We start from the raw sequence: 22,891 nt of genomic DNA, 5'->3' as shown, positions 1-22,891 counted from the left end.
CCCCGGATAGGCTGCGCGGCGTGTTGCTCTCGGACCGCGACCTGCGCAAGGAGCTCGAGTCCGGGCGCCTCGGGCTCGACCCGTGGGACGAGGCGATGTTGCAGCCGTCGAGCATCGACGTGCGGCTGGACCGCTTCTTCCGGGTCTTCCAGAACTCCCGCTACACGCACATCGACCCGTCGATCCAGCAGGACGAGCTGACCACGCCGGTCGAGACGGCCGAGGGGGACAACTTCGTGCTGCACCCCGGCGAGTTCGTCCTCGGGTCGACGTTCGAGCAGGTCAGCCTTCCGGACGACCTGGCGGGCCGGCTCGAGGGCAAGTCCAGCCTGGGCCGGCTGGGCCTGCTCACCCACTCCACGGCCGGGTTCATCGACCCCGGCTTCACCGGCCACATCACGCTCGAGCTGTCCAACGTCGCGAACCTCCCGATCACCCTGTGGCCCGGCATGAAGATCGGGCAGCTCTGCCTGTTCCGGTTGTCCAGCCCGGCCGAGCGGCCCTACGGCAGCGAGGGCGTCGGCTCCCGCTACCAGGGGCAGCGGGGCCCGACGCCCTCGCGCGCGTGGAAGAACTTCCACAAGGTCGACACCCGGCGCTGAGCGCCTACACCGCGGCCACCCGCGCGTCCCACCGGAAGTTCCGCATGGCCAGCCAGCCGAACAGCACCGGCCACGCGACCAGCGAGCCCAGCGGGTACGGCATCCACGGCGCGCCGGAGGCGATCCGGCTCAGCGCGCCGATCGCCCCGCCGGGCAGGAGCGCGAGCAGGCCGGGCCAGCCGCCCGCGGAGACCACGGCAACCATCACCGCGGCCGCGACCACCAAAGAGAACAGCGGCAGCGTGGTGATCTCCCGCCTCGCTGCTGGCCGACGTGATCCGGCGGGTGCACGGCGGCGGCCGGTACGTCGACCCGACCTGGCCGTGGCCGCCCTCGCCACGGAGGGCTGACCGCTCATCGAGCGGGAGCTGCAGGTCCTGCGCAGCGTCGGTCAGGCGGGGTGGGCGGGGACGGCGGGGACGGCGGGACGGCGGGGACGGCGGGATGGCGGGATGGCGGGATGGCGGGACGGCGGGGGACATCGCCACGCGGGTCCACCTGTTCGCCGGCACCGTCCGCAACTTCCTGTCCTCGGCGACGGAGAAGCTCGGCGTCGCGACCCGGGTGGAGGCGCTGGAGCGGGCGCGCGACCACGGCTGGTTGTGAGGCCGCTACGGACCCCGGCGGATCGCTAGGCTGGGCCGCGATGGAGCGCCCCGACCCTTCAGCCCACCCCGACCCCTCCGCCGGGACGGGGGCGTGGCGCAGTGGGCGGCACGCGCCCCCACGGCGGGCGGCCGAAGAGCCCCGCGCCGGCACGGAGGACGACCGGCCGGCGCCCGGGGCCGAGGTCGTGCGGCGGGACGAGGGCGACCCGCCGGTGGAGCGGGACGCTGTCCAGCAGGACCGACGACCTGAACGCAGCCGGTCCGGGGGCCGGGCCGAGCGGGATCGGACCGACGCCGATGCGCGTGAGCTCGGCCGGGCAGAGCCCGAGCAGGCCGAGTTGGAGCGGCTCGACCAGGGACGCATCGATTCGACGCCGCTCGACCGGGGGCAGGCCGCACGAGACCACGCAGGTCGGAGAGGTGAGCGAGAGAAGGGCCGGCCGCGAGGGCGGTTCGACCCCGATCCCGACCCGGAGGGCTCGGGAGCGAACGGAACCCGGGTCCCGGCGGCGGAGGTGTTGCGGAGGTTCCGCCCGCGGAGCTGGCGCGGCGCGATCGGCCTCGGGATCGTGGGCGCTGCGGTCCTGCTGTTCGTCTTCGTGGCGTTCGACGACCAGGCGCGCTGGTGGGTCCCGGTCGCCGCCGGGCTCGTGGTGCTCGTGCTGCTGTCGCTGCTGCGCCTGGACCGGCTGCTGAAGGGCTGGACCTGGCACGTCGCCGGGGTCGCGCTGCTGGCCGGGCTGGTGCACGAGACCGCCGGCAACCCCTGGTCCTGGGCCTTCGCCACGAGCATCGGGGTGCTGGTCGCCGGGCTGCTACGGCTCCCGCGGTGGCAGGTCGCGGCCGTCGGCGCGGCCCTGTGTGTGGTGTCGTTCGTGGGCTACCAGTTCCGCGCCGCCGAGGTCCGCGACCAGGAGACGCAGATCGCGCAGCAGGCCGGGACGCAGATGCGGCAGGGCTTCGGCTACGACCGTCCCGACCTCGTCCTGACCAAGCTCGGCGAGGGCCTGACCCCGGCCGACCCCGAGGCGGTGTGCCGGCTCCTCGACCCGGCCGCGCAGGCCCAGCTGGCGCAGGCCACCGGTGCGGCCGACTGCACCGCCGGGGTCGGCGTGGCCGCGAGCCGCGTACCCGCGGGCAGCCCCACCGCCGCCCCCCGCGCCTCCACTTCGCCCACCCCGGCCCCGGCACCGGGCACCGTCGTCGCGCTCGACGGCTGTTCCACCGCCTGGGGCCGCGCCGTCCCGGCCCTCGGCACCGTCGACGTCGTACGAACGGAGAACACCGCCAAGGCCACCTGGCGCGTCGCGCGCTTCCGCCCCTGCCCCTGAGAGAGCCCCGCGAGCCGGGCTCTCACCCTCCGTCGAGTCGGGCTGTGGGCTTCCGCGAGTTGCGCTGTGGGCTTCCGCAGGCCGCGCTGTACGCCTTGGGTAAACGCCGTTTACCGGGACCCGCTATCCGAGCGGTAAACGCCGTTTACGGGGACCTGCCGCCCCGAGATCACCGTCCGGGACGATGTGCGGCCACCGCCGGCCGCGGGCGGTCCGGAACGACGATCAGGGCTCCGCTCCCGCCCGCCACGCCCGCCGGGCCCGCTGCCGCGACCGACCGTGACCGACCGCGTCCCACCCCTGAGAACGCCACCGGCCCCGCGATCCGAAGATCGCGGGGCCTGTGATGGGACTACTGCGTCAAGAGCCGGATTCGCCCTTGTCGCCGGTGCCCGAGGGGGCGTCGGAGCGGGCGTGGCCGTTGGTCTCCGGCTTCGGAGCGGAGCCGTTGGACGTCGCCCCCTTCGACCCGGACGCGTCGGAGTCCTCCTTCGAGGCCTCCGTCGACCCGGTCGGCGGCTCCGACGGCCCGGCCGTCTCGGCCTCGGACGACGCGGTCGGCTCCTTGCCCGAGCCCTCCACCGCGGCGTCGTTCATCCCGGTCGTGACCTCCGACTTGTCGGCGTCGGTGCCGGCCGTGCCGGTGTCCGGGGCCTCCGCGGCCTTCTCCGCGACGGCGTCGACGGGCGCCTCCGCCGGCTTCACCGTGTCCGCCGCGGCCTCGGCCGAGGTCGACGCGGTGGCCGCACCGGAGTCGGCGGCGCCGGCCGGGGTGTTCTCGGTGAGCGGGGAGTCCGTGGTCTGCTCGACGTCGCCCTCGGTCGCCTCCGGGGCCGCGGGCGTCGCGACGGCGGAGTCGCCGCGCTGGACCGAGGCCAGCAGCATCTGCGCGACGTCCTGGATCTGGACCTGCTCGCCCTCGCCGCCGGCCTGCTTCTGGGTCAGGCCGTCGCCGATCATGGTGCGGCAGAACGGACAGCCGACGGCGATCGTGCCGGCCGCCGCCGAGGCCCCGTCCCCACCCGCGGGCGAGAGGGTCTCGAGCGCCTCGGTGGTGCGGGTGACGTTGATCCGCTGCCCGATCCGCTCCTCCATCCACATCCGCGCGCCGCCCGCGCCGCAGCACATCGAGCGGTCGCCGTGGCGGGGCATCTCGGTGAGCGTGCCGACCGCGGAGACCAGCTCGCGCGGCTCCTCGTAGACCTCGTTGTGCCGGCCCAGGTAGCACGGGTCGTGGTAGGTGACCCGCTTGGAGGAGTCCGGGTCGGCGACCGGGACGAGCTTGCCGGTGCGGACCAGCTTGTTGAGCAGCTGGGTGTGGTGGATGACCTCGTAGTGCCCGTCGAGTTGCGGGTACTCGCGGGAGAGCGAGTTGAGGCAGTGCGGGCAGGTGGTGACCATCTTGCGGGTGCCCGGCTCGCGGCCCTCGAACACGGCGTTGAGCATCTCGGCGGTCTGCTGGGCCATCATCTGGAACAGGAACTCGTTGCCCGCGCGCCGCGCCGGGTCGCCGGTGCAGGTCTCCTCGGTGCCCAGCACCACGTAGTTCACGCCCGCCCGGTGCAGCAGCTCCGCGGTGGCCCGGGTGGTCTTCTTGGCGTTGTCGTCGAACGCCCCGGCACAGCCGACCCAGAAGATGTACTCGGTCTCCGGGGAGAGCTCGCCGTCGAACACCGGGACCTCGAAGGGCAGGTCCTGGGTCCAGGCCAGCCGGTCCTTCTGGTTCGACCCCCAGGGGTTGCCCTTGTTCTCCAGGTTCTTGAACAGCCCGGACAGCTCCGTGGGGAACTCGGTCTCGATCATAACCTGGTAGCGGCGCATGTCGACGATGTGGTCGACGTGCTCGATGTCGACCGGGCACTGCTCCACGCACGCCCCGCAGGTGGTGCACGACCACAGCACGTCCGGGTCGATCACCCCGAGCACGTCCTCGCCGCCGACCAGCGGGCGCTCGGCCTCCTTGACCGCGGCGGAGGGGATCGCGGCCAGGCGGGCCTCGGCGTCGTCGCCGGTCAGCCCGACCTCCTCGCCGGTCATGTCCTTGCGGCCCCCGGCGAGCAGGTACGGGGCCTTGGCGTAGGCGTGGTCGCGCAGCGCGTTGACCAGCAGCTTCGGCGAGAGCGGCTTCTCGGTGTTCCACGCCGGGCACTGCGACTGGCAGCGCCCGCACTCGGTGCAGGTGGTGAAGTCGAGCAGGCCCTTCCAGGTGAAGTCCTCGACCCGCCCGGCGCCGAAGGTGTCGGTGTCCGGGTCGGCCTCCTCCAGGTCGAGCACCTTGCCCTGCGAGGTCATGGGCTTGACGTTGCCGAGCGCCTTGCGCCCGTCGTCCTCGCGCTTGAAGTAGATGTTCGGGAACGCGGTGAACCGGTGCCAGGCCACCCCCATCGTGGGCTTGGCGGCGATCACGATCAGCCACAGCGTGGCCGAGAGGACCTTCACCGTGGCGAACACCGAGATCAGCGTGGGGCTGCCGGGGAAGATCGTGGACAGCGGGCCGGTGACGAAGGTCGACCAGTCCGGGGCGTCGAACGCACCGAGCGCGAGCTTCGAGGCGCGCACGATCAGGATGCCGGCGCCCTCGAGGAACACGATGGCCTCGACGAAGTACGCCCGGCCCATGTACGAGCCGTAGAACCGCGACGCCCGCCCGAGCCGCTTGGGGTTCTTCACCTGCCGGTAGACGATCAGCGGCAGGATGCCGACCACGGTGCCCACGCCGAGGACCTCGACCCACAGCGAGTAGGGGCCCCACTCGCCGATGATCGGCAGGTGGAAGGTCGGGTTCCACACCTCGACGAACGCCTCGATCAGCGCCAGGAACAGCCCGCCGAAGCCGATCATCACCAGCCAGTGGAAGACACCGACGTGGCTCCACTTCAGCATCCGGGTGTGACCCAGCGTCTCCTTGAGCATGGTCGCGAAGCGCGGCCCGAACGGGCCGGAGCGCGTTCCGTCGGCCTGGCCCAGGCGGATGATGCTCACCATGCTCGCCACCGTGCGCCACACCAGCGCCACGGCCACCACGGCGGACAACACCGTGACGATGCCGAGCACGTACTGCACCCAGGTCATGTGGACGAACCTCCCTGTCGTGGTCCCGGCAAGAAGGCTATACGCGTGGTTACTGACGAGTAGCAACACGAAACGGCCTCGTTGCGGTTCGCGACGACAATCGCGTGAGCGGGAGAATAGGTCACCGGGGTGGCCCTGTGCCCTGTGACGGGCACGGCACGCTGCGGTGACGGGGGCTGCCGGACGCGCTCCGCAACCGCTGCTCCCCCGGTCAGGGCCGCGTGGTCAGGGTACCCTTCTGAGAGCGGAATCACCGAATGCCCGGGTCGTGCGGCCACCCCGCGGGAGGCGTGGTGACCGGGCGGTGCGGGACCGTGGACGACTCACCCGGTCGGCGGGCCTCCCTTCACGGTCGGTGCGAGGCCCGTGGCGAACGGGTGCGGCGAGGCCGCCGGCAGCGCGTGCGATCGGGTGGCTCTGGCGTGGCCTCACCTGCGCTTCGGCCCGTCGTGGCTACTCTGGTCCGCTGGCGGCCCATGCTCCCCCCGTTCCCCAGGGTGCCCGCCCGACCACGGCAGGAGAAGACCGATGACCGGACCAGGGGCCCGGACCCTCTGGTACGCCCAGAACCTCACCACGAACGGCCTGCAGGGGTGGATCCAGAGCAACATCGTCCCGCTCATCCTGCTGGGTATCGCGATCATCCTGCTGTGGATCGGCGGTCGGGGCGACAACGCCGGTGTGGCCCGCCGCAGCGTGGGGCTGCTCGTCGGTCTCGTCGCGCTGGGCATCGCGGTGTCCGGCAACGGGCCGAGGGTCGGCAGCTTCCTCGCCAGCCTGATCACGGGTTAGCCCGTGCTGGTCCGCACCGACGACGAGGTGTACCGGGTCGACTCCGTCTGGCTGGGTCCGCCGCGCGCGACCTTCCCCTGGCGCGCGCGGTACGTCTCCTACGGTGTCGGCCTGCTCGTCATGATCGTGATCATGTTCCTCCAGCGCCGGGTCGGCATCGGGCTGGACTTCTTCTCGGTGGCCTGGGCGCTGGTGCTGACCGTGGTCGCCACCCGGTTCCTCGGGAAGAAGATCGACTACGAGCGCCCGCTGAGCCAGGTCGCGGAGCTGTTCCGGCACGAGGTCACCGGTCCGCGGCAGCGCCGCCGCGGCGCGGGCGGGCCGGTGCGGTTCGCGCACGTCCGCACGCACCGGGCCCTTCCGCGGCCGGGCCGGGCGGCCGTCCCGGAGCCGAGGCCCGCCGTGCGCCCCGAAGCGCGTCCCGCCGTGCGCGCCGAGCCGGAGCCCGAGCCCGAACCGGCCCCGCGGATCGTCGAGGCCGCCCCCGTGCTGAACGACATCGCCCCCGTGCAGGCCGCACCGCACCGGGTCGGCCACACGCCCGCCGCGCCGCAGCCCTGGGCGACCTCCGCACAGCGCCGTGAGGCCACCGGGACGGCCACCGCGAACGGGCGGAAGGGGGCCGGTCGTGGCCGCGCGTGAGCAGCGCGATCCCTTCCGCGACGGCCGCCGCCCCGCCGGTCGCTCCCTGCAGGGCGATGCCAAGCTCCCCAAGTTCAGCCCCACGATCGCGTTGCGCAGCATCGACGGGCACGTCACCCGCACGTCCACCCAGGTCATGGCCTGGTACCGGCTGTCCCCGCAGGCGTGGAGCTTCCGCAGCGACAGCCAGCGCGAGATCCTCATCCGGCAGATCGCGGCGCAGCTCGGCGAGCTGCAGGGGCGCTGGCTGCACCTGCGCGTGACCACCCGCCCGTACCCGGTGCACATGTGGGCGGAGTCCTTCGACCAGAACGCCCTCGGCCGCATGCCCGACGTGCCGGGCGCGCTGGGCTGGGACGCCTTCCTCGAGGGCGAGCAGCGCCACCTCATGGGCCTGTCCATGAGCGACAAGGAGGTCTTCCTCGGCGTCGAGGTCTCCGGCCGCAGCATGATCGACCGTTGGGTCGAGCGCGCGGCGCCGGTGCTGGGCCGGGTCGTGCCGGCGGCGGTGCGGGCCGAGCTGTCCGCGCTGGAGTCCGAGCTCAACCACCTCGACGCGCTGGTGGCGGGGTCGGGGCTCGACGGGGTGCCGGCGTCGGCGTCGGACATGGCCTGGTTGATGCACCGTTCGGTCGCCCTCGGGCTGCCCGCGCCGCGCAGCCTGTCGTCGGTCCCGGTGGGCGTGACCCGCTGGGAGGAGGAGGACCTCGCGGCCTTCACCGACGGTGTCGAGCTGCACCAGGAGCCCTACGCGCCCACGGTGAAGGTGACCGGCCGGGTCCGCGGGCAGGCCGTCACCCGGGACGTCGCGGTGCTCTCCCTCGGGCTGATGGAGGGGCTGCGCATCCCCGAGGTCGACGACCCGTGGATGCAGCACTCCGACCGCCTCCCCTTCCCGGTGGAGTGGTCGGCGCGGATGTACATCCGCAGGCCCGAGGAGGTGACCGGCGAGCTGCAGCGCCAGATGGGCAAGGTGCGCAGCCAGATCCGGCACTACACCCACGACCACGACCTCGAACCGCCGATGTCGCTCGCGCGTCAGGCGGACCGGGTGCTCGAGGTCGAGGACGAGCTGACCAGTGGCCTGACCCAGCTCAACACGCGGCTCTACGGCTGGTGGCGGATCGCCGTCGCCGGGCCGGACGAGGGCGAGGCGATCCAGCGCGCGCAGCAGGTGCTGGACCTGTACTCGCCGAAGGTGCAGATCGAGCATCCGGAGGCGCAGTACCGCTACGCCCGCGAGTTCATCCCCGGCGAGGCGATGGCGTCCACGGCGTACCGGCGACGCGGCTCCGTGACCTGGGCGGCGGCCGCGGTGCCGGCCGCGACGGCCAGCGTCGGGGACCGGCGCGGGATCATGCTCGGCGAGACCTGCACGGCCACCCGGCGCCCGGTGGCCTGGGACCCCTGGCTCGCCCAGGAGGTCCGGCGGGCCTCGGGCCTCACCGCCGTCGTCGGCGGTCTGGGGTCCGGCAAGTCGTTCCTCACGGGCCTGATCGTCTACAAGACACTCCGCGCGGGTGCACGGTGGACGGTACTCGACCCGTCGGGTCCGCTGGCCGAGCTGACCCGGCTGCCCGAGCTGGCCTCGTTCTCCCGGCACATCAACCTGCTGCGCGCCGACCCGGGCATCCTGAACCCGTACCGGGTGGTGGCCGAGCCGCGGCCGGACCACTTCGCCGACGACGAGGACCCCGAGCGGTCCTGGCGCCGCGAGCGGTCCCTGGCCGCGGCCACCCGCCGCCGGCTGGTGCTCGACGTGCTCACCGGCCTGCTGCCCTACGACGTCGCCCGCCTGCCGCACACCCGGATCGTGCTGCTCCGCGCGGTGCGCGAGGTCGGTGGTGCCCCGGACCGGCACCCGGGCCTGGTCATCGACGCGCTGCGCCGGCACCAGCGCGACGGCGAGGAGCACGCCGGCGTGGTCGCGGACTTCCTCGAGGAGCGCCGCGAGCTCCCGCAGGCCGCGCTGCTGTTCCCGGACACGAGCCGGGACGACCCGTGGGCCGCCGATCGCGACTACCGGCTGACCGTGCTCACCATGCAGGGGATGACGCTGCCGCGGCCGGGCAGCCCGCGCGAGGAGTGGACGGACAACGAGGCGCTGGCCGTCGAGCTGCTGAACCTGGCCTCCTGGCTGACCCAGCGGACGATCTACGAGGCCGACCGCAACCTGCGCAAGGGCGTCGCGCTCGACGAGACGCACTTCCTGTCCCAGGTGCCCACCGGCAAGGTGCTCATCGACCGGCTCGCCCGCGACTCCCGCAAGTTCAACGTCCGGGCCCTGTTCGCCTCCCAGCTCGCGGGCGACCTGCTGCGGGTCTCCGGCTTCGCGTCCCTGGTCAACGCCGTGTTCGTCGGCCGCACGGACGACGAGGAGGCCCAGACGGAGGCGCTGCGCCTGCTGCGGGTCCCCACCGGCGTCGGCTACGAGCAGATGCTGAGCACGCTCTCCCCGCGCCCCCGGCACGACGACCGGCCGGACGACACCCCCCGCCAGTTCGTGTTCGCCGACGGGCACGGCGGCGTCGAGAAGATCCGGATCGACCTCGAGGCGCCCCACCTCGACCACGTGCGCGAGGCGCTCGACACCAACCCCGACGCCAGCCGGGTCGCCGTCAGCGGGGCGCCGGTGCTCGCCGCCGACTCCGGGCGGGCGCCCGACGAGCCGCGCCCGGTCGGGGCGCGCCAGGTCGTCGTGCCACCGGGCGGAATCGATCTGGACGAGGACCTCGACCCCGTCGACCTGTCCGCCCCGGAGATCCGCACCGGCGAGGCCACCCGGGTCGGCCCGGGCCGGGCGGGCTGGGACGGCGGCGTGCAGGTGGTCCCCGGCTCGCCGGAGGCGGACCCGGACGACCTCGACGACGAGCAGCTCGACCTCCTCGACGACCTGGAGGAGGGCTGGGCGGACCTCGACGAGGACGCCGAGCTCGCCGTCGACGAGGACGCGATCGCCGGGAACGGACGCGGCGGCAACGGACACGCGCCCGCGGACGGCACGGAGGATCCCGGCGACGTCGCCGCCGAGCGCGCCCGCTCCGGCGCCCCCGGCGAGGGCGGGCGGTGACCCCCGCGGCGACCGCGTCGCCCGGGGGCACGACGGGGCTCCTGGCGGTGCTCCTGGTCCTGGCCGCCGCCGTGGTGGTCGCCGTACGCCGCGACCGCGCGCGCCGCCGCGCCCGACCGGACACCGCGGCGGAGACGGTACCCGCCCCCCGTCGGCGCCGCGGTGCCGCGGTCCTCCTGGTCCTCGCCGTGGTGGCGGGCAGCGGGCTGGTCGGCAGCCCGGCCCTCGCGCAGGGTTTCGACTGCAAGCAGAGCCCCGAACCGGACCGCCCCGGCACCGGTCTCGTCGGCTCGCTCGACCCGCCCCGGCCCGACGGCGGGGAGCCCGGCTCGGTCTACCGCGAGGTCGGCTACGCCGGGATGACCTGGCACAACTACGACCTCGGCTGCGCCGGCGGCGTCCTCAACCCGGCGACGACCACGGACACGTGGCTCGGCAACCAGACCTTCAACGTCGCCAAGTTCACCGTGGGCGGGGTGAACTGGGCGCACTACCTCATCGCGGACGGCGGCGCGCTGCTCGACCCGCTGGACAACGTCATCACCGCTGCCACCCGGGCCATGTACGACTCGGTGTTCACGCTCTGGATCGGCGTGGCGCTGGTGATCCTCGCGGTGATCCTGCTGGTCCTGGCGCTGCGCGGCGACCTGGCCCGGCAGACGCAGCGGGCGGCCTTCGCACTCGGCGCCCTGGTGCTCGCCGGTGCGGCCTACCTGGCCCCGGTGAACTGGGCGAAGGCGGCGGACTCCCTGCTGCTCGACGGCGTCACGCAGATGCAGGAGGGCTTCCTCTCCCAGGTCGGGCTGGGCGACCGGGACACCCTGCCGACGGTGCTGGTCGACCAGGTGATCTACACGAACTGGCTGCGCGGCAACTTCGGCTCGCCGGACGTCCCGCAGGCCACCGACCTCGGCCGGCCACTGCTGCGGGCGTCGACCTTCACGATCAACGAGGTCGCCGACGGGCAGGACACCCCGCAGCTGGCCGAGCAGAAGAAGACGGACTACGCGACCCTCGCCGGGCAGATGGGCGACCGGTACAGCTACTTCCAGGGCGAGTCCGGCAGCCGGGTCGGCGTCGGCGTGCTCTCGGTGGTGCAGGCCGCGTGCATCGCGCTGTTCCAGCTGCTGTCGAAGGTCCTGGTGCTCGTCGCGATGCTGCTGCTGCGGCTGATGGTGATGACGGCGCCGGCGGTCGCCGTGGTGGCCGTGCTGAAGCCGGACATCCTGCCCGCGCTGCTGCGGGTGGCCGGCGCCGCGATCGTCAACACGATCATCGTCGGTGCCCTCGCAGGGCTGCACGCGCTGCTGGTGGTGTCGCTGTTCCGCCCCGGCGCGGGCATCGACCTGTGGCTCGCGCTGCTGGTCACGGGCGTGGTCACGGTGGTGCTGTGGGCGGTCGCGCGGCCCTTCCGGCGACTGGTGTCGATGGTGTCGCTGACCCGGGACCAGTTCGGCGGGATCGTGCCGTCGATCGGCGGCGGTCCGATGTCCCGCGTCTGGCAGCGCGTCCGCGGCGCGGACCCCGGCGCCGACCGGCAGGGCCGCTGGTGGCACGAGCGCCGGGCGTCCGGTTCCGGCGACGACCCCGACGCCGTGCGCCCCGAGGCCGAGTACTCGCGCTTCACCGCGCCGCCACCGGTGCAGGCCACGGTCACGCCGGCCGGGCCGGGCGCGCGGACGCCGCGCCGGCACGCCACGGTCGCCGGCACGAACGACCCGGCCGTCCCGGCCGCCCGCCGTGCGGTCCTGCCCGCGGGCGGGTCCCCGACCCCCGCGGCGACCGGCGTCCGCCCCGCCCGCACCGACCCGAGCGAGATCGACGAGCGCGTCATCTACCGCCGTTCCGACCCCGCGGCGGCCCGCGCGGTCCAGGCCCGGCCGGTCGACGCCGAGCTCGTCGACGGCGTCCCGGTCTACCGCATCTACCGCCCCGCCCGGACGGGCCGCGATGCCGATTAGGTCCCCGCGCGGGCGCGCGGCCGCCTACCGGGCGGTGTGGTCGTGGCCCCTGCGCACCCCGCTGCGGCTCGCGGGCACCGTCGTCGTGGTGCTGGCGCTGGCCGTGCTGGTCAGCTTCGTCGTCGGCGCCCTCCGTCCGCCCCCGCAGTCCCCGGCCGCCCAGGAACCGGGCGCGACGACCGCCACGACCGGCGCCCGCGCGCCCGCCTCGCCCACCCCGACCGCCCTGCCGCCGGTCGCGCCGCTGGCCCCGACCACGCTCCCGCTGTCCGCCGCGCCGGCCCAGGCGCTGCAGGTGGCGCAGGACTGGGCCACGGCCTGGGCCACCCACCCGGCGGGCACCACGAACCAGCAGTGGGTGGCCGCGCTGGCCCCCTACACCACGCCGGAGTACGTCGGCACCCTCAGCGGCGTCGACCCCGCCAACATCCCGGCGACCCGGGTCACCGGTGCGGCGACGGCCACGCAGGTCTCCCCCGCCTCGGTCGTGGCCGACGTCCCGACGGACGCGGTGACCCTGCAGGTCACGGTCGTCGACACCGAGGCGGGCTGGCGCGTCTCCGGCTACGACCGGGCCTGACCCCGTGCGCCTGCTCCGGCCGCTGCGGCTGCTGCTGCCCTTCGTGGCGATCGGCGTCGCGCTCGTGGTGTTCCTGACGCTCGGCTTCCTCGCCTTCGCGCCCAACGCCGCCCAGCAGCGGACCGGCACCGGGTGCGACGCCGGCATCGGGCCGATCGGGACCGTCGGGCGCGGGGGTGCGGCCGGCGCGACGATCGACACGCTCACGGACGAGCAGCGGCAGAACGCGGCGACGATCATCGGCGTCGGCAAGGAGCTGAACGCGCCGCCGCGCGCGTGGCTGGTGGCCCTGGCCACGGCGATGCAGGAGTCGACCCTGCGCAACATCGACTACGGCGACCGGGACTCGCTGGGGCTGTTCCAGCAGCGGCCCTCGCAGGGCTGGGGCTCGCCGGCGCAGGTCACCGACCCGGCCTACAGCGCGCGGACCTTCTACGACCGGCTGCTGCAGGTGCCGGACTGGGAGGACCAGCCGGTCACGGTGGCCGCGCAGACCGTGCAGCGATCCGCCTTCCCCAGCGCCTACGCGAAGTGGGAGGGGCTCGCCGCGGACCTCGTCGAGCAGCTCGGCGACGTCACCGACCCCACGGGCTGCGGCAGCGGCTCCGCGGAGCTGCCCGCCGGCGCGGTGCGCACGGCCATCGAGTTCGCCCTCGGCGAGGTCGGCAAGCCGTACGTCTGGGGCGCGACCGGCCCGGACACCTACGACTGTTCCGGGCTGATGCTGCGGGCGTTCGAGAAGGCCGGGATCACGCTTCCCCGGGTCTCCCGGGACCAGTACAACGCCGGCGGGCACCTCCCGGTCCGGCAGGCCCAGCCCGGCGACCTGATGTTCTACGCCTACGACCGCACCGACCCGTCGACGATCCACCACGTGTTCCTCTACCTGGGCAACGACCAGATGGTGGAGGCGCCCTACAGCGGGCAGAACGTCCGGGTGCAGCCCGTAAACTGGGACTACAAGGAGCTCGTGCCCCTCGCGACCCGCCCGGGCACCCCCTCCAACACCGCCTGAACCCTCCCCGGGAGCACGCACGATGGCCCGCCCGGACGCCGCCCGTCCGCCCCGCTCGACCACGCCGCTGGCCGACTACCTGGACCGCCCGGCCCCGGGTGCGGGCCCGGACTACCTGGTGGTGCCGCGCGGGATAGCCGAGGCGATGCCGCTGCGCTGGCAGCAGGTGTTCGCGGGGCTGCTCGCCGACCTGCACGACGCCTACGGCCACCTGGACTGGCCGGACTACCGTGTGGTGCCGAGCCGCTGGGAGCTGCTGCGCGACCTCGACGAGGAGCAGCTGGCCGCCGCCGGGTACGTCGCCGACCTGGACCCCGAGGGCGGGCTCGAGTACCGGGACGCCACCGGCGAGGTCGTCGCGGACCCGGCGCACCACCGGGCCCTGGCGCCGGTCGAGGAGACCCTCCCGCGGCCGGGGGACGAGGTCCCGCCGCCGCGGCCCGCCCCGGCGTTGTAAGGGCCTCTACCGCTCTCTCGTTCCTCCGCTAGACATCGGGATATCCCGCGAGGCGCGCGCTCCGGGTCCCGGTGGATCGGGCGGTGTGCTCCCCGCCACTCGGGCAAAGTTGAGTCGGGCGGGAACAAGTCGGGTACGTCGCCCGTTGGACCGAGCAGCAAGTTGAGTGAGATGGGCTCAAGGCCGAGTTGACGGCGAGCGCCTCGATCGCGAAACTTGAGCCGGATCCGCTCAACGGCGGTACGGAACCCGACAGTTCTACACAGCACTACGACACACGGTGTTCGACGAACACCGAGTTCGACACGGAGGCACACACCATGGCTCGTGCGGTCGGTATCGACCTCGGGACCACCAACTCCGTCGTCTCCGTCCTGGAGGGCGGGGAGCCGACGGTGATCGCCAACTCGGAGGGCTCCCGCACCACGCCCTCGGTCGTGGCGTTCGCGCGCAACGGCGAGGTCCTCGTCGGCCAGTCCGCCAAGAACCAGGCCGTCACCAACGCGGACCGCACGTTCCGCTCGGTGAAGCGGTTCATCGGCTCGGACTGGAAGACCCCCGACATCGACGGGAAGACCTACGCCGCGCAGGAGATCAGCGCCCGCGTGCTGCAGAAGCTCAAGCGGGACGCCGAGGCCTACCTGGGCGAGGACATCACCGACGCGGTGATCACCGTCCCGGCCTACTTCGAGGACGCGCAGCGCCAGGCCACCAAGGAGGCCGGCCAGATCGCGGGCCTCAACGTGCTGCGCATCGTCAACGAGCCCACCGCGGCCGCGCTGGCCTACGGGCTCGACAAGGGCGAGACCGAGCAGACGATCCTCGTCTTCGACCTCGGCGGCGGCACCTTCGACGTCTCGCTCCTCGAGATCGGCGACGGCGTCGTGGAGGTCAAGGCCACCAACGGCGACAACCACCTCGGTGGTGACGACTGGGACGAGCGGATCGTGACCTGGCTCGTCGACAAGTTCAAGGGCAGCCACGGCATCGACCTGACCAAGGACAAGATGGCGATGCAGCGGCTCCGCGAGGCCGCGGAGAAGGCCAAGATCGAGCTCTCGAGCTCCTCGAGCGCCACGATCAACCTGCCCTACATCACCGTCGACAGCGACAAGAACCCGCTGTTCCTCGACGAGACCCTGTCCCGCGCCGAGTTCCAGCGCATCACCTCGGACCTGCTCGACCGCACCCGCGCGCCGTTCAACCAGGTGATCAAGGACGCGAGCATCTCGGTCGGCGACATCGACCACGTCGTCCTCGTCGGCGGCTCGACCCGCATGCCGGCCGTGACCGAGCTCGTCAAGGAGCTCACCGGCGGCAAGGAGCCGAACAAGGGCGTCAACCCGGACGAGGTCGTCGCCGTCGGCGCCGCGCTGCAGGCGGGTGTCCTGCGCGGCGAGGTCAAGGACGTCCTGCTGCTCGACGTCACCCCGCTGTCCCTCGGCATCGAGACCAAGGGCGGCGTGATGACCAGGCTGATCGAGCGCAACACCACGATCCCGACCAAGAAGTCCGAGATCTTCACGACGGCGGACGACAACCAGCCGTCGGTGCAGATCCAGGTCTACCAGGGCGAGCGCGAGATCGCGGCCTACAACAAGAAGCTCGGCATGTTCGAGCTGACCGGGCTGCCGCCGGCCCCGCGCGGCGTGCCGCAGATCGAGGTCTCCTTCGACATCGACGCCAACGGCATTGTGAAGGTCTCCGCGGTCGACAAGGGCACCGGCAAGAGCCAGGACATGACGATCACCGGCGGGTCCGCCCTGGGCAAGGACGAGATCGACCGGATGATGCGCGAGGCCGAGCAGCACGCCGAGGAGGACAAGAAGCGGCGTGAGGAGGCCGAGGTCCGCAACCAGGCCGAGACCCTCGTCTACCAGACGGAGAAGTTCGTCAAGGACAACGAGGACAAGGTCCCGGCCGACGTCAAGGACTCGGTGAACTCCGCCCTCGGCGAGGTGCAGGAGGCACTGAAGGGCACCGACACCGACGCGATCAAGTCCTCGATGGAGAAGCTCGCCACCGAGTCGCAGAAGCTCGGCCAGGCGCTCTACCAGCAGCCGGGTGCCGAGGGCGCCCCGGGCGGCGCGGCCGGGGAGAACCCCGGCGCCGGTGCCACCGGTGAGCAGGCCGGTGCCGACGACGTGGTGGACGCCGAGATCGTCGACGACGAGGAGAAGAAGGACAAGTGAGCACCCCGTACGGATCCGACCGCAGGCCGGGCCCGGAGGGGGAGCAGGAGGAGCCGGTCGTCGTGCGCGACCGGCGCCGGATCGACCCCCTGACGGGCGAGGTCCGGTCCTCGGCCGACGTCGGTGGCCAGCAGGCCGCCGGCGCCCCGGCCGGGGCCGCCCCCGGCGGTGAGCCCGCGCCCGAGTCCGGGATCGAGTTCGACGACCCCCGGATCGCCGACCTGGAGAAGCAGCTCGAGGAGCGCACGGCGGACCTGCAGCGCGTCACGGCCGAGTACGCCAACTACCGGCGCCGGGTGGACCGGGACCGGGAGGGCGTGGTCGTCGCCGCGCGCGTGTCGTTCGTGTCCGACCTGCTCACCGTGCTCGACGACCTCGACCGCGCCGAGGAGCACGGCGACCTGAACGGCCCGTTCAAGGCGGTGGCGGACAAGGTCGTCGGCGTGGCGACCCGCCTCGGGCTCGAGGCCTTCGGCGCGGACGGCGAGCTGTTCGACCCGGCGCTGCACGAGGCCGTCCAGCACGAGCCGGCCGACGCCCCCGGCCCCACGGTCACCGTGCTGACCACGGTGCTGCGGCGCGGCTACCGCATGGCGGACCGCGTGCTGCGGCCCGCGATGGTCACCGTCGCCGACCGGCCCGAGTCCGAGGTGCCGGCCGCGGCCGAGGTGCCCGACGCGCCCGCGGGCGAGCCGGGCCCGGCGCCGTCGCCGGACGAGCCGACGAACCCGGCCTGAGCCGGGCGTCCGGACATCACCTCAGACAGACACACCGGAAGGAGGCGGGATGACCCAGCGCGACTGGATCGAGAAGGATTTCTACCGTGAGCTGGGCGTCTCGTCCTCGGCGTCGGACTCGGAGATCAAGAAGGCGTACCGCAAGCTCGCCCGCGAGCTGCACCCGGACGCCAACCCGGGCGACGCCGCGGCCGAGACCCGGTTCAAGGCCGTCTCCGAGGCCTACGGCGTGCTCTCCGACCCGGAGAAGCGCACGGAGTACGACGAGACCCGCAAGCTGTTCGCCGGCGGCGGGTTCTCCGGTGGCTTCCCGGGTGGCCAGGGCTTCCCGGGCGGGTTCTCCGGCCAGGGCGGCACCCAGGGCTTCGACCTGGGCGACCTGTTCGGCCAAGGGACCGGCTCGGGGGGCGCCGGTGGTCTCGGCGACCTCTTCGGCAACCTGTTCGGCGGCCGCGGCGGCGGCGCCACGACCGGGGGCTTCTCCGGCGGGCAGCGTCCGCAGCAGGGTGCGGACGTCGAGAGCAGGCTGACGATCCCGTTCGAGGACGCGGTGCGCGGCACCACGATGACGCTGAACATCTCCTCGCCCGGGACCTGCGACACCTGCCACGGCTCCGGCGCGAAGCCCGGCACCGGCTCCCACACCTGCCCGATCTGTGGCGGGGCGGGCGTGGTCAGCCGCAGCCAGGGGGCGTTCGCCTTCTCCGAGCCGTGCCGGGACTGCCGCGGCACCGGCCGGGTCGTCGACGAGCCCTGCCCGGAGTGCGGGGGCGACGGCGTGAGCACCAAGGTGCGCACGCTGACCGTCCGCGTGCCGGCGGGGGTCGACGACGGGCAGCGCATCCGGCTGGCCGGCAAGGGCGAGCCGGGTCGCTACGGCGGTCCGCCCGGCGACCTCTACGTGCGGATGAGCGTCACGCCGCACCGGGTCTTCGGGCGCTCGCCGAAGAACCCGAACGACCTCACCCTGAAGGTGCCGGTGACCTTCCCCGAGCTCGTCCAGGGTGCGACGCTGACCGTGCCGACGCTCGACTCCACGGTGTCGCTCAAGATCCCCGCGGGGACCCAGAGCGGCCGGACCTTCCGGGTCCGCGGGCGCGGCGTACAGGCGAAGAAGGGCGCCGGCGACCTCCTCGTCACCGTCGAGGTCGCGGTCCCGCAGCGGCTCGACGAGGCCGCGGCGACGGCGCTGCAGGGGTACGCGGACGCGACGAAGGCGTTCGACCCGCGGGCGGACCTGCTCGCGGGCGACCGGTGAGATGAGGTGAGGGGACATGGCGGACCGTGAGGCGGGCCGCGGCCCCGAAGGTGCCCTCCCGCCCGGCGCGGGGCAGGACACCCCGGTCTTCGTCATCTCCATCGCCGCCGAGCTGTCGGGCCTGCACGCGCAGACCCTGCGCAGCTACGACCGGCTGGGGCTGGTGAGCCCCGGCCGGTCCCCCGGCGGCGGGCGGCGCTACTCGGCCCGCGACATCGCGCTGCTCCGCGAGGTGCAGCGGCTCTCCCAGGAGGAGGGCGTGAACCTCGCCGGCGTCAAGCGGATCATCGAGCTGGAGCAGCTGGTCGACCAGCTGCGCGGCCGGGTCGAGGAGCTGACCGAGGAGCTCGCGGCCGCGCACGCGGCGGCCGAGCAGGCGGCGGCGATGGTGCACCAGAGCTACCGCCGTGACCTGGTCCCGACCGAACGGGGCGCGCAGGTCGTGGTGTGGCAGCCACGGGCCCCGCGTCGCCGTTCCGACCCGCAGGGCTGAGAACCGTGTGCCGGACCCCGTACCGGGTGGTGCGGGGTTCAGCCGTTCTCGGGGGCACCCTCGCGGGCCGCCTCGACCTCCCGCTCGACGTCGGCGTAGGGGCGTCGGGCCACGGTCGCGCCCGGCAGCTTCGCGTCGAGCACGCCGTGATCCGGCTCGTCGACGTCGGCGATCACGGCGGTGCCGCCCGCGGGCACCGTCCGCGCGAGGTGCCCGATCGCGAGCTCCTCCGGGCTCTGCTCGGTGGCGCCGTACAGGGAGACGAGCTGGTTGCCGAACAGCAGGGTGTCGATCGGCCCGAGCAGCAGCGTCACCAGCGCGCCCAGGCGCGGGTGCCGCTCGGCGAAGCCCAGGGCGTCGCCGGCCTCGTGGTCGAGCTCGAGGTGCCCGTCGGCGTCGCGGTGCACGATCGCCGCGGCCCGCAGCTCCAGCGAGCCCGCGTCGTGGAGCCCACCGAGGACGTCGAGCACCTCCCGGGGCTCGGCACCGGTCACCACCACGACGTTCTCTGCCATGTGGTGCACGCTAGCGCGCCGATCATGGGCGCGCCGCCGCCACGGCCCGGCCGCCGAGCACCCCGGGGGCGCGACGCGTAGACTTTCTCCACATTGAGTGGAACAGACTCAACTTTCCTGCCGTTGAGGAGTACGAGAGGGCACACCACGTGCCCGGAGGCCGCACGATCCGAGGAGACACGGGGATGGATTCCTTCAACCCCACCACCAAGACCCAGCAGGCGATCTCGGCCGCCGCGCAGGCCGCCGCGCTGGCCGGCAACCCGGACGTCGGTCCCACCCACCTGCTCGGCGCCTTGCTGGCCCAGGGGGACGGGATCGCCGCTCCGCTGCTCGCGGCCGTCGGGGCCGACGCCGCCGCCGTCCGCACCGAACTGACCCAGCTCGGCAACCGGCTGCCGTCGGCCTCCGGGTCCACGGTGTCCGCACCGCAGCTGAACCGCGAGGCCCTGGGCGCGATCACCGCCGCCCAGCAGCTCGCCACAGAGATGGGCGACGAGTACGTCTCCACCGAGCACCTCCTCGTCGGCCTGGCCGACAAGGGCGGCCCGGTGAGCGGGCTGCTGCGCCGGCACGGCGCGACCCCCGAGGCGCTGCGCGAGGCGTTCGGCAAGGTCCGCGGCTCGTCCCGCGTCACCAGCCCCGACCCCGAGGGCACCTACCAGGCGCTGGAGAAGTACGGCCAGGACCTGACCGCGCGGGCCCGCGAGGGCAAGCTCGACCCCGTCATCGGGCGGGACACCGAGATCCGGCGCGTGGTGCAGGTGCTGTCCCGGCGCACCAAGAACAACCCGGTGCTGATCGGCGAGCCCGGCGTCGGCAAGACCGCGATCGTCGAGGGCCTGGCCCAGCGGATCGTGGCGGGCGACGTCCCGGAGTCGCTGCGCGGCAAGCGCGTCGTGGCCCTGGACCTGGGCTCGATGGTCGCCGGCGCGAAGTACCGTGGCGAGTTCGAGGAGCGGCTCAAGGCCGTCCTGAAGGAGATCACGGACTCCGCCGGTGAGGTCATCACCTTCATCGACGAGCTGCACACCATCGTCGGCGCCGGCGCGACCGGCGAGGGCGCGATGGATGCGGGCAACATGATCAAGCCGATGCTCGCCCGCGGCGAGCTGCGGATGGTCGGCGCCACCACGCTCGACGAGTACCGCCAGCACATCGAGAAGGACCCCGCCCTGGAGCGCCGCTTCCAGCAGGTGCTGGTGGGCGAGCCGAGCGTCGAGGACACGGTCGGCATCCTGCGTGGCCTCAAGGAGCGCTACGAGGTGCACCACGGCGTGCGGATCACCGACGCCGCCCTGGTCGCCGCGGCCACGCTCTCGGACCGCTACATCACCGCCCGGTTCCTCCCGGACAAGGCCATCGACCTGGTCGACGAGGCCGCGTCCCGGCTCCGGATGGAGATCGACTCTCGGCCCGTCGAGATCGACACCGTCGAGCGCTCCGTGCGCCGGCTGGAGATCGAGGAGATGGCGCTGGCCAAGGAGTCCGACGAGGCGTCGAAGGAGCGGCTGTCGGCCCTGCGTGCCGAGCTCGCCGAGAAGCGCGAGGAGCTCTCCGCGCTGACCGCGCGCTGGCAGAACGAGAAGACGGCGATCGAGGCCACCCGTGAGCTCAAGGAGCAGCTGGAGCAGCTGAAGGGCGAGTCGGAGCGCGCCGAGCGCGACGGCGACCTCGGCCGCGCCGCGGAGCTGCGCTACGGCCGCATCCCGCAGCTGGAGAAGGAGCTCGCCGAGAAGACCGCCGTCGTGGAGCGCCACGAGGAGGTCATGCTCAAGGAGGAGGTCGGGCCCGACGACGTCGCCGACGTCGTGAGCGCCTGGACCGGCATCCCCGCCGGCCGGATGCTCGAGGGCGAGACCGCCAAGCTCCTGCGCATGGAGGACGAGCTGGGCAGGCGGGTCGTCGGCCAGACCGAGGCCGTGCGCGCCGTGTCCGACGCCGTGCGCCGGGCGCGCGCCGGGATCGCGGACGAGAACCGGCCCACCGGGTCGTTCCTGTTCCTCGGCCCCACCGGCGTCGGCAAGACCGAGCTGGCCAAGGCGCTGGCCGAGTTCCTGTTCGACGACGAGCGGGCGATGGTCCGCATCGACATGAGCGAGTACTCGGAGAAGCACTCGGTGGCGCGGCTGGTCGGTGCCCCTCCCGGCTACGTCGGCTACGACCAGGGCGGTCAGCTCACCGAGGCCGTGCGGCGGCGCCCGTACACGGTGGTGCTGCTCGACGAGGTGGAGAAGGCCCACCCGGACGTCTTCGACACGCTGCTGCAGGTGCTCGACGACGGTCGGCTGACGGACGGCCAGGGCCGGACCGTCGACTTCCGGAACACGATCCTGGTGCTGACCTCCAACCTGGGCAGCCAGGCGATCGCGAACCCGGCGCTCGACGACCAGGGCCGCAGGGACGCCGTCATGGCGGTGGTGCGCGGGCACTTCAAGCCCGAGTTCCTCAACCGGCTCGACGACGTGGTGGTCTTCCACGCATTGTCGACCGAGGAGCTCACGCACATCGTCGACATCCAGCTCGACGTGCTGCGGCAGCGGCTGGCCAGGCGCCGGCTCACCCTCGAGGTGTCCGACGGCGCCCGCGAGTGGCTGGCGATGAACGGGTTCGACCCGGTCTTCGGCGCCCGCCCGCTGCGCCGGCTGGTCCAGTCCGCGATCGGCGACCAGCTCGCCAAGGAGCTGCTGTCGGGCGCGGTGCGCGAGGGCGACACCGTGCGCGTCGACCTCGACCCGACGGCCGAGGGCGGCACCGGCGGCCTGATCGTCGGACGGGGCGTGCCCGCCGCCGTCTGACGGACACCCCGTTGACGATCGTGAAGTGATCGTCCGAAGCGCCGTGGGCGCGGACCGTGATCCCTACGGTCCGCGCCCATGAGTGTTCTCGGCAGCAGTGTTCCCCGCGGCAGGGTTCTGGGCAGCAGTGTTCTCGGTGACGGGCAGGCCTGGCTCGCCGACTACCGGCGCCGGATCGAGGAGCTGCGGGAGCGCGCCGAGCGGGCGCAGGCCGAGATCGCGGCGCTGACGGCCACCGCCGCGAGCCCCGACGGCGCCGTCCGGGCCACCGTGGACAGCACCGGCGCGCTGACCGGGCTGGCCTTCGGCCCCGCCGCGGACGGCCTGGGCCGCGGCGCCCTGGCCGAGCTCGTCGTGACGACGACGGCGAGCGCCGCCGCGGAGGTCTCCCGCCGGGCGACGGCGGCCCTCGGCCCGTTGCTGGAGCAGCGGTGAGCGGCGTGGGCGCTCTGGGCGGCGCAGGCGGGGTGGCCGGCGGGTTCGTGGTCGACCCGGCGGAGCTGGAGGCGCACGCCGCCGCGCTCGAGGAGGCCGAGCGGCGGCTCGCCGCCGGGGCGCCCGGTCCGGCCGTCCTGTCCGCCGACGCGTTCGGGCTGGTCGGGCGGCTGTTCGCCGGTGCGGCGAGCGAGGCGGCGGGCGCCGGGGTGGCCGCGCTGGAGGCGGCGCGGCGGGGCCTGGCCGCGGCCGCGGCGGCGGCCCGGGAGACGGGCGCGGCCTACCGGGAGGCGGACCTGGCCGCGGCGCTCGCGCTGGAGCGGGCGGCCGGAT

At 73.6% G+C, this 22,891-nt stretch carries 19 protein-coding genes and 1 pseudogene; 17 read left to right on the top strand and 3 right to left on the bottom strand.

What is annotated here, in order from left to right; genetic code table 11:
* Positions 1 to 20 precede the first annotated feature (20 nt).
* Positions 21 to 602: a dCTP deaminase gene (dcd, locus tag LWC33_RS27475; protein WP_232871910.1), complete on the top strand. Its 582-nt coding sequence runs from the start codon at positions 21 to 23 to the stop codon at positions 600 to 602.
* Positions 603 to 606: 4 nt separating this feature from the next.
* Here dcd and LWC33_RS27470 read toward each other — a convergent pair whose 3' ends face one another.
* Entirely contained in the window at positions 607 to 825 is a 219-nt protein-coding gene (locus tag LWC33_RS27470; protein WP_233307586.1) for a hypothetical protein, read from the bottom strand.
* 221 nt (positions 826 to 1,046) lie between these two features.
* Here LWC33_RS27470 and LWC33_RS27465 point away from each other — a divergent pair, with 221 nt between their 5' ends.
* Positions 1,047 to 1,208: a helix-turn-helix domain-containing protein gene (locus LWC33_RS27465; RefSeq protein ID WP_233307585.1), complete on the top strand. Its 162-nt coding sequence runs from the start codon at positions 1,047 to 1,049 to the stop codon at positions 1,206 to 1,208.
* Positions 1,209 to 1,779: 571 nt separating this feature from the next.
* Entirely contained in the window at positions 1,780 to 2,541 is a 762-nt protein-coding gene (locus tag LWC33_RS27460) for a hypothetical protein (protein WP_233307584.1), read from the top strand.
* A gap of 762 nt (positions 2,542 to 3,303) precedes the next feature.
* On the opposite strand, the pseudogene LWC33_RS27455 reads toward LWC33_RS27460, so the two are convergent.
* A pseudogene (locus tag LWC33_RS27455) lies at positions 3,304 to 5,613 on the bottom strand ((Fe-S)-binding protein); the annotation flags it as partial.
* Between the two features lie 528 nt (positions 5,614 to 6,141).
* Here LWC33_RS27455 and LWC33_RS27450 point away from each other — a divergent pair.
* The 11 genes from LWC33_RS27450 (at position 6,142) to LWC33_RS27400 (ending at position 18,810) form a co-directional block, all read left to right on the top strand.
* Entirely contained in the window at positions 6,142 to 6,405 is a 264-nt protein-coding gene (locus LWC33_RS27450; protein ID WP_233307582.1) for a hypothetical protein, read from the top strand.
* Positions 6,406 to 6,408: 3 nt separating this feature from the next.
* The gene (locus LWC33_RS27445) at positions 6,409 to 7,047 is read left to right on the top strand and encodes a hypothetical protein (RefSeq protein ID WP_233307581.1); all 639 of its coding nucleotides are present in this window, start codon (positions 6,409 to 6,411) and stop codon (positions 7,045 to 7,047) included.
* On the top strand, positions 7,034 to 10,117 hold the full coding sequence (locus LWC33_RS27440; RefSeq protein WP_308191018.1) for an ATP-binding protein: 3,084 nt from the start codon (positions 7,034 to 7,036) through the stop codon (positions 10,115 to 10,117). The genes LWC33_RS27445 and LWC33_RS27440 overlap by 14 nt, the downstream gene beginning before the upstream one ends.
* Positions 10,114 to 12,078 (top strand): hypothetical protein, encoded by a 1,965-nt coding sequence (locus tag LWC33_RS27435; protein ID WP_233307580.1) that lies wholly within the window; start codon positions 10,114 to 10,116, stop codon positions 12,076 to 12,078. Before LWC33_RS27440 ends, LWC33_RS27435 begins: the two co-directional genes overlap by 4 nt.
* Positions 12,068 to 12,658, top strand: a complete 591-nt coding sequence (locus LWC33_RS27430; protein WP_233307579.1) for a hypothetical protein — start codon at positions 12,068 to 12,070, stop codon at positions 12,656 to 12,658. The genes LWC33_RS27435 and LWC33_RS27430 overlap by 11 nt, the downstream gene beginning before the upstream one ends.
* Positions 12,659 to 12,662: 4 nt before the next feature.
* Positions 12,663 to 13,673, top strand: a complete 1,011-nt coding sequence (locus tag LWC33_RS27425; protein WP_233307578.1) for a C40 family peptidase — start codon at positions 12,663 to 12,665, stop codon at positions 13,671 to 13,673.
* 22 nt (positions 13,674 to 13,695) lie between these two features.
* Positions 13,696 to 14,130, top strand: coding sequence for a hypothetical protein (locus LWC33_RS27420; RefSeq protein ID WP_233307577.1), 435 nt, complete (start codon positions 13,696 to 13,698; stop codon positions 14,128 to 14,130).
* A gap of 320 nt (positions 14,131 to 14,450) precedes the next feature.
* Positions 14,451 to 16,322 (top strand): molecular chaperone DnaK, encoded by a 1,872-nt coding sequence (gene dnaK / locus LWC33_RS27415; RefSeq protein WP_233307576.1) that lies wholly within the window; start codon positions 14,451 to 14,453, stop codon positions 16,320 to 16,322.
* Complete coding sequence (grpE, locus tag LWC33_RS27410) at positions 16,319 to 17,059, top strand: nucleotide exchange factor GrpE (RefSeq protein ID WP_233307575.1); 741 nt, start codon at positions 16,319 to 16,321, stop codon at positions 17,057 to 17,059. The genes dnaK and grpE overlap by 4 nt, the downstream gene beginning before the upstream one ends.
* A 49-nt stretch (positions 17,060 to 17,108) precedes the next feature.
* Positions 17,109 to 18,317 carry a molecular chaperone DnaJ gene (gene dnaJ, locus LWC33_RS27405; protein WP_233307574.1) on the top strand — a complete coding sequence of 403 codons (1,209 nt, stop codon included), beginning with the start codon at positions 17,109 to 17,111 and terminating at the stop codon, positions 18,315 to 18,317.
* A gap of 16 nt (positions 18,318 to 18,333) precedes the next feature.
* Entirely contained in the window at positions 18,334 to 18,810 is a 477-nt protein-coding gene (locus LWC33_RS27400; RefSeq protein WP_233307573.1) for a heat shock protein transcriptional repressor HspR, read from the top strand.
* Between the two features lie 38 nt (positions 18,811 to 18,848).
* Here the strand turns inward: LWC33_RS27400 and LWC33_RS27395 are convergent, their stop codons facing one another.
* Positions 18,849 to 19,325 (bottom strand): hypothetical protein, encoded by a 477-nt coding sequence (locus LWC33_RS27395; RefSeq protein ID WP_233307572.1) that lies wholly within the window; start codon positions 19,323 to 19,325, stop codon positions 18,849 to 18,851.
* A gap of 185 nt (positions 19,326 to 19,510) precedes the next feature.
* Here LWC33_RS27395 and clpB point away from each other — a divergent pair, with 185 nt between their 5' ends.
* The 3 genes from clpB to LWC33_RS27380 all read left to right on the top strand — a co-directional run.
* Complete coding sequence (gene clpB / locus LWC33_RS27390; protein ID WP_233307571.1) at positions 19,511 to 22,123, top strand: ATP-dependent chaperone ClpB; 2,613 nt, start codon at positions 19,511 to 19,513, stop codon at positions 22,121 to 22,123.
* A gap of 78 nt (positions 22,124 to 22,201) precedes the next feature.
* Positions 22,202 to 22,558 (top strand): YbaB/EbfC family nucleoid-associated protein, encoded by a 357-nt coding sequence (locus LWC33_RS27385; RefSeq protein ID WP_233307570.1) that lies wholly within the window; start codon positions 22,202 to 22,204, stop codon positions 22,556 to 22,558.
* Positions 22,555 to 22,891, top strand: a 337-nt coding sequence (locus LWC33_RS27380; protein ID WP_233307569.1) for a hypothetical protein, incomplete at its 3' end; no start/stop codon positions are given. The genes LWC33_RS27385 and LWC33_RS27380, both read left to right, overlap by 4 nt.

Source organism: Pseudonocardia terrae (assembly GCF_021343995.1).
Taxonomy (GTDB): domain Bacteria; phylum Actinomycetota; class Actinomycetes; order Mycobacteriales; family Pseudonocardiaceae; genus Pseudonocardia; species Pseudonocardia terrae.
This window is presented reverse-complemented; position numbering and strand designations above follow the sequence as displayed.